The organism is Terriglobales bacterium, assembly GCA_035624475.1.
Taxonomy (GTDB): domain Bacteria; phylum Acidobacteriota; class Terriglobia; order Terriglobales; family Acidobacteriaceae; genus DASPRL01.
Genome location: DASPRL010000272.1, coordinates 1 through 5871, shown reverse-complemented (window position 1 = coordinate 5871; position 5871 = coordinate 1). Strand labels below are relative to the sequence as shown.

The window sequence follows — 5871 nt, the reverse complement described above, 5'->3', positions numbered from 1 at the left end:
ACCCGCGACGCGGTGCTGGTGGTGGCCACGCCGGTGCCGGTGGGCACGGCCGCGCGCATCGAGAAGCGCCTGCGCGACGCCGGCAGTCCCCTGCCGGTGGTCTCGCAGCCGCTGTTCCTCACCGACGGCTGCGCTCTCGAGGACTTCAACTGGCCCGACCGCATCGTGCTGGGGGCCGCTTCGCCCGATGCGGTGCTGGTGCTCAAGCAGGTGTACCGGCCGCTGGTGATGCGGGGCGTGCCGGTGATCGTCACCAACCACGAGACCGCGGAATTGGTGCGCGAGGCCACCACCGCCTTCGTGGCCACCAAGATCAGCTTCATCAACGAGTTGGCGGCGCTGTGCGAGCACGTCTCGGCCGACGCCATGGACCTGGCGCTGGCCCTGGGCCTGGACAAGAAGATCGCGCCCCGCTGCCTGCAGCCCGGCACCGGGCTGGGCGGGCCCTTCGTGGAGTCGGACATGGAGTCGCTGGCGCGGCTGGCGGGAGGCAGCGGTACCACCCTGCGCGTGCTCAGCGCCGCCCGCGAGGTGCATCGCGCCCACTGCGACCTGCTGGTGCAGAAGATCACGGCGGCGGTGGAGTCGCTGCCGGGACGCGAGCTGGGCCTGCTGGGCCTGGCCTTCAAGCCCCACACCAACTCCGTGGCCGCTTCGCAGTCCATCTTGCTGGCACGCTCGCTGATGGCCAAGGGCGCCAACCTGCGCGCCTACGATCCGGTGGCCATCCCCGACGCGCGCCTCGCCCTGGACGGTACCGTGCGCTATTGCGAGTCGCCCTACGCGGCTGCCGAAGGCGTGGATGCGCTGGTGGTCTCCACCGGCTGGCCCGAGTTCCGCGCTCTCGACTTCGAGCGCATCAAGCGCCTGCTGCGCCGCCCCATCATCGTCGACACCAAGAACCTGCTCGACGCCACCCGCCTCCGCGCCCTCGGCTTCCAGTACGTGGGCGTAGGCAGGGCCTGAAGATGGGAGTCAATCGCTGGTAGCTGAGGGACAGATTCCCTGCTTCCGGATTCTCCCTCGTAGCTGCCAGCTAGCAACTGCCAGCTACCCTCTTTCTCCCACCGCGACAGTTCTCCGACCCCGTTGCTATAATCGAAGCACGGACGGTGGGTGTAGTTCAGCGGTAGAACTCCGGACTGTGGCTCCGGCTGTCGTGGGTTCAAATCCCACCACCCACCCCAAGATTCTCCTCCGCTTGAGCCTGGTTCAGCCCTCGGCTTCGGGCTCGGGCGCGGCCAGCAGCGGCTCTTCCGACCGCTGCCGCACCAGCCAGACCACCACCAGGAAGAGCAGCCCGCCCAGCACCTGCGCCGCCACCGCCGCGCGCAGGGCCACCACCAGGGTGTAGCGGTCGGCGAGCTTGCCCACCAGGTAGGGCGCCAGCGCCATGGAACACAGATTGATGAAGAGATAGTAGAGGCCGAGGGCGGTAGCGCGCCCGCGCTCCGGCACCAGGTCGTGGATGGTGGCGGTGGTGGGCCCGTGGTACCAGGCCAGGAAGAACGTCCCCACGGCGAACAGGGCGACGAACAGGGGTTTGCTGGTGGCCTCGAGGGCAGCGTAGGTGAGTGGTGCCGAGATCAGGAAGCCCACCGGGATGATGGCCGCCCGCCCCCAGGAGGAGCGCCGTGCCAGGCGGTCGGAGAGCGCGGCCCCGGTCATGATGCCGCCCAGCCCCGCCACCACGATGGTCGCGCCCAGCACCAGCCCGCTCTCGCGCGGGCTGAAGCCCTTGTAGTCCTGCACCAGCTCCGGCCCCCAGGCCACGTAGGCGTAGCCGGCGAAGGCGCTGAACCATCCGCTCACCAGGATGGCCAGGTAGGCGGGGATGCGCAGCAGGTCGCCGACGGGCACGCGCTCCTCCTGCACGCGGTGCGGCGGCTCGGGCAGGCGGAAGGCGAGCAGGCCCAGCGCCAGCCCGGGGGCGCCCACCAGGAAGAAAGCCGGGCGCCAGCCCAGCCACTCCGCCAGGACGCCGCCCAGGGCGATGCCGGTGGCCCCGCCCAGGAACATGCCCACGTCGAAGGCGCCCTGCACCCGCGCGCGCACCCGCTCGGGAAACGTGGCGCTCAAGATGGCGGCGCCGGCGGGGGTGTAAGCGGCCTCGCCCACGCCCACCAGGCCGCGGGCCACGAGCAGCGAGCGGAAGGAGCCGGCCAGGCCGCTGAAGAAGGTGGCGGCGCTCCAGAACAGCACCCCCGCGCCGATCACGGCGCGGCGCGAGAAGCGGTCGGCGAGCACCGCCAGGGGCAGCGAGCCCAGCGACAGCACCACCGTGAACGCCGTCGCCAGCTCGCCCAGTTGGGCGTAGCTCAGGTTGAAGTCGTGGCGCAGGGCGGGGAAGAGGGAAAAGACAATCTGCCGGTCAACGTAGTTGACGAAGTTGACCAGCATGAGCACGGCCAGCACCTGCCACTGGCGGCGATCGAAGTCGCGAAAGCTCACATGCCTCCCTCAACCCTCACGTCGAGGCAGACATGATACTGGCTTTGGCAGGCAAGAAACAGGTGTGGCGCGGACTTGCCGGGGACTTCCGCCGGGGCCGCCGCTCTAGTCCGTGTCCAGGGCGCAGGCGCCGGGACCGCGGGCGTCGCCGCAGGTCGAGCAGGGGGCCGCCGCCGCCGGCCGCGCGCCCGCCGCGCTCTTGGCCGCTACCGCGAACACCGAGAGCTGCTGTTCCAGCTTGGTGCCGTGGCAGTGGGGACATTCAGGCTTCTTGGAACCATACACCAGCGCTTCGAAGTGCTGGTTGCAGGACTTGCACAGGTATTCAAAGATCGGCATGCTGCGGAAACTCCCAACAACCGGCGCCGCGTCACGCTTTCCCGCGGGCCGGGGAAACTCTAGAATCAGGTCAGCTTTATTATCGTCAATGCCCGCACCCAACTCCAGCACAATCCTCGAGGAAGATTTCGTGTCGCGCCGCGGCCTGGGGGGAGCGCAGGTGCAGACCATCCTGGGGACGCTGCTGCCGCGCTCGCCGCTGCCGCCTTCGGAAGACCGGGTAGTGCGCGTGGACGAGAAGGCCCAAGTCCTGCTGCGCTGCCACTGGCAGCCGGAGCGGCAGCGCGCGCTCACCCTGCTGATGGTCCACGGGCTGGAGGGCTCCAGCCAGTCGCCCTACGTGCAGGGCGTGGGACACAAGGCGCTGGCCGCCGGCTTCAACCTGGTGCGCATGAACGTGCGCAACTGCGGCGGCACCGCCCACCTCTCCCAGACCCTCTACCACTCCGGCCTCTCCCGCGACGTGCAGCAGGTGGCGCGCATGCTGCTGGAGGAAGAAAACCTGCCGCGGCTGGCCTTGGCCGGCTATTCCATGGGCGGGAACATGGTGCTGAAGGCGCTGGGCGAGTGGGGCGGGGAAGCGCCGCGTGGATTGGTGGCGGCGGCCGCGGTCTGTCCCTCCATGGACCTGGCGGCGGGCGCCGCCCTGCTGGAGCGCGGCGCCAACCGCCTCTACCAGTGGTACTTCCTGCGCTCGCTCAAGCGCAGCTACCGGGAGAAGGCGCGGCTCTTCCCGGAGGTGTTCCAGTCGGCGGGGAAGCTGGGCGGCCTGCGCACCATCCGCCAGTTCGACGACGCCATCACCGCGCCCGCCATGGGCTTCCGCGACGCCGCCGACTACTACGAGCGCGCCTCTTCCTCGCGCGTGCTCGATGGCATCGCCGTGCCCACGCTGGTGGTGCACGCCCTCGACGATCCCTTCGTGCCGCTGCTGCCCGCGACCCGCGCGCGCCTGGAGGCCAACCCTCACATCACCCTGATCGCCACCCAGCACGGCGGCCACTGCGCCTTCCTGGCGGCGGCCGACGGCTACGACGGGCGCTGGGCGGAGCGCCGCCTGGTCGAGTTCCTAAAGCGCTTTTAGCCGGAACGCTTCCTGCGTATCCTGTAGCTAGCCCGGATGGCTGCGGGAGGGGTGGGGCGCGATGCAGGCCGACTATTCCATCGAACTGGGCGAGCAGGACGAGTGCCTGGAGGTCCCTTGGGCGCGTCCCGACAGCACCCTGCGCTACCTCGACCTCAAGCGCCGCCCCGAACTGCTGCTCAACGTCGAGGAGGCCCACCACAACCAGGAGTTGGGCGAGTTCCTGGTCGCCCTCAACTCCGACTCCTCCATCCTGGAGACCGCCAAGTGCGACACCTGGCTCTCCAACGAATTGGAGGAGGAAGAGGAGATCTACGGCGCCGCCTGGAAGTTCGGCTCCTACGTGGACCTGGTCTTCACTATCGAAGACGCGCGCTACTCGCTCAGTCGCCACCAGGAGACGGCGGAGCGCGTCACTACGCTGCTGAAGTGCGTGCCCGAGATCTCGGCCGCCGCCGAGTTCATCCTGCGGCGCTGCTACTTCCACCCCGGCCAGGACCTGGAGGCGGACTCGCGCCCAGGCTTCTGCTTCACGTTCTATCTGTTCGGCTACGGCGACGACGAGGACGAGGCCCGGCGGCGCTGGGGCATCGCGCTCAAGGTGGTGCAGAACGCGCTGCTGCAGCTCTCGGCGGAACAGAGAAGGGCGTCGGGATTAGCGCGATAGGGAACCGTGAAACGCACATGGACGATCATCGGCGTACGCGACGTTCCCGCCAGTTGCAGGTGGTACCAGTCCCTCTTCGGCCAGCCCGAGACGCCTCCGGCCCATCACTACTTTGGCCAGATCCTGGATACGGATGGAACCGTCTTGCTCTGCCTCCACCAGTGGGGCGCGCACGAGCATCCCTCTTTGATGAGTCCGGACGAGGCGTCGCCCGGCAACGGGCTCCTCTTGTTCTTCCGCGTCGACGACTACGAGATGGCCCTGAAGAGGGCCCGCGCTCTCGCCTCCCGGCTCGCAGAGGAGCCTCACGTGAACCCGAACACGCAAACCATGGAGTTCTCACTCCGGGATCCGGACGGGTACTACGTGACCATCAGCGCGCTCTCGTGACGGCAACCGGCGGGAAGCGGTTTGTGGGGCTGAGGCGGTGTGGTGGTAGGCGCGGCAGGAGTCGAACCTGCAACCCTCGGATTAGAAATCCGATGCTCTATCCGCTTGAGCTACGCGCCCCCAAGGGTATTTAACCACAGAAGGTCGTCGGCGGCCGGCCGTCGGCTGTCGGCCAGAATCCCGCGGCGGAACGATAGGGGGTCGTCCTTCGACTCGCGCCCGCTTGCAGCGCAGCCGCAAGCGGACGCTCGGTCAGGATGACAAGGAGTAGGGAGTCGCCCGCCAACGACCAACGACTAACGACCAACGACCGCTCAGGCCTGCAGCGCCTTGGCCACCACCTTCATCTGCTGGCGGAGCTTGTGGGCGGTCTCTTCCAGGGCCTTGACCTTGTCGGCGAGGCCGCGGTGGCCGGCGGTGGTGGCCACTCCCTTGGAGCGCTGGATGGCCATCTCGGCGGCGGTCAGCAGGTAGGCCAGGGAATCGGCGTGCGGCTTCCACAGGTAGGCGGAGGATTTCTTGGCCTGGTAGTCGGCGAGTTCGGTGAGCATGCGCGCCTGGATGGCCACCAACTGCATCATCATGCCCACGTAATCGGCGCGGAAGCTCTTCTCGCCGGCGTAGCCGGCCTGGAAGGCTTCGGCCTCCGCCGGGGTGAGCGGGACGCTGGCGTTGCGCAGGGGCACCGCGTGCACCGCCTTGGGATCGGCGGAGCGCAGGAAGCTGCGGATGGATTCCTGCACCCCCCGGATCTTGCCGTCCTCGATGCCCTTGACCTGAGGGCTGGGCATCAGCCCCGGGGGCTGCGGTCCCAGCGCCGCCATCTTGCCGCTGGAGGAGGCCTGGGGTGGGGCGGGCTTGGGAGCGGGAGCGGGCGCGGCTTCGGGCACGGCCGCGATGGGCTCCAGACCGGGATCGGTGGCCGGCGGCGATGGGGCAG

General features: G+C 68.9%; 7 protein-coding genes and 2 tRNA genes. 5 read left to right on the top strand and 4 right to left on the bottom strand.

Annotated elements, in window-relative coordinates; genetic code table 11:
- Together VEG08_10850 and VEG08_10845 are read left to right on the top strand one after the other, a co-directional pair.
- Positions 1-966: nucleotide sugar dehydrogenase (locus tag VEG08_10850; GenBank protein HXZ28483.1), on the top strand; the 966-nt coding region annotated here is incomplete at its 5' end.
- 146 nt (positions 967-1112) lie between these two features.
- A tRNA-His gene (locus tag VEG08_10845) sits at positions 1113-1187 on the top strand.
- Between the two features lie 25 nt (positions 1188-1212).
- On the opposite strand, the gene VEG08_10840 is transcribed toward VEG08_10845, so the two are convergent.
- Together VEG08_10840 and VEG08_10835 are read right to left on the bottom strand one after the other, a co-directional pair.
- Positions 1213-2451 (bottom strand): MFS transporter, encoded by a 1239-nt coding sequence (locus tag VEG08_10840; GenBank protein ID HXZ28482.1) that lies wholly within the window; start codon positions 2449-2451, stop codon positions 1213-1215.
- A 105-nt stretch (positions 2452-2556) separates the two neighbouring features.
- Entirely contained in the window at positions 2557-2790 is a 234-nt protein-coding gene (locus tag VEG08_10835; GenBank protein HXZ28481.1) for a zinc ribbon domain-containing protein, read from the bottom strand.
- Between the two features lie 130 nt (positions 2791-2920).
- Between VEG08_10835 and VEG08_10830 the strand changes: the two genes are divergently transcribed.
- The 3 genes from VEG08_10830 to VEG08_10820 all read left to right on the top strand — a co-directional run bounded on the left by VEG08_10830 (position 2921) and on the right by VEG08_10820 (position 4931).
- Positions 2921-3874, top strand: coding sequence for an alpha/beta fold hydrolase (locus VEG08_10830; GenBank protein HXZ28480.1), 954 nt, complete (start codon positions 2921-2923; stop codon positions 3872-3874).
- Positions 3875-3935: 61 nt separating this feature from the next.
- On the top strand, positions 3936-4541 hold the full coding sequence (locus VEG08_10825; GenBank protein ID HXZ28479.1) for a hypothetical protein: 606 nt from the start codon (positions 3936-3938) through the stop codon (positions 4539-4541).
- A 6-nt stretch (positions 4542-4547) separates the two neighbouring features.
- A complete protein-coding gene (locus VEG08_10820; GenBank protein HXZ28478.1) occupies positions 4548-4931 on the top strand; it encodes a VOC family protein in 384 nt (127 codons plus the stop codon).
- A 43-nt stretch (positions 4932-4974) separates the two neighbouring features.
- Here VEG08_10820 and VEG08_10815 read toward each other — a convergent pair.
- Both VEG08_10815 and VEG08_10810 read right to left on the bottom strand, forming a co-directional pair.
- Positions 4975-5051: transfer RNA gene (locus tag VEG08_10815), tRNA-Arg, on the bottom strand.
- Between the two features lie 194 nt (positions 5052-5245).
- On the bottom strand, positions 5246-5871 hold a 626-nt coding region (locus tag VEG08_10810; GenBank protein HXZ28477.1), incomplete at its 5' end, for a hypothetical protein.

Bases quoted from the DNA above. Each gene is read 5' to 3' on its own strand.
- VEG08_10835 (HXZ28481.1), bottom strand. From the start codon at position 2,790: ATGCCGATCTTTGAATACCTGTGCAAGTCCTGCAACCAGCACTTCGAA.
- VEG08_10825 (HXZ28479.1), top strand. From the start codon at position 3,936: ATGCAGGCCGACTATTCCATCGAACTGGGCGAGCAGGACGAGTGCCTG.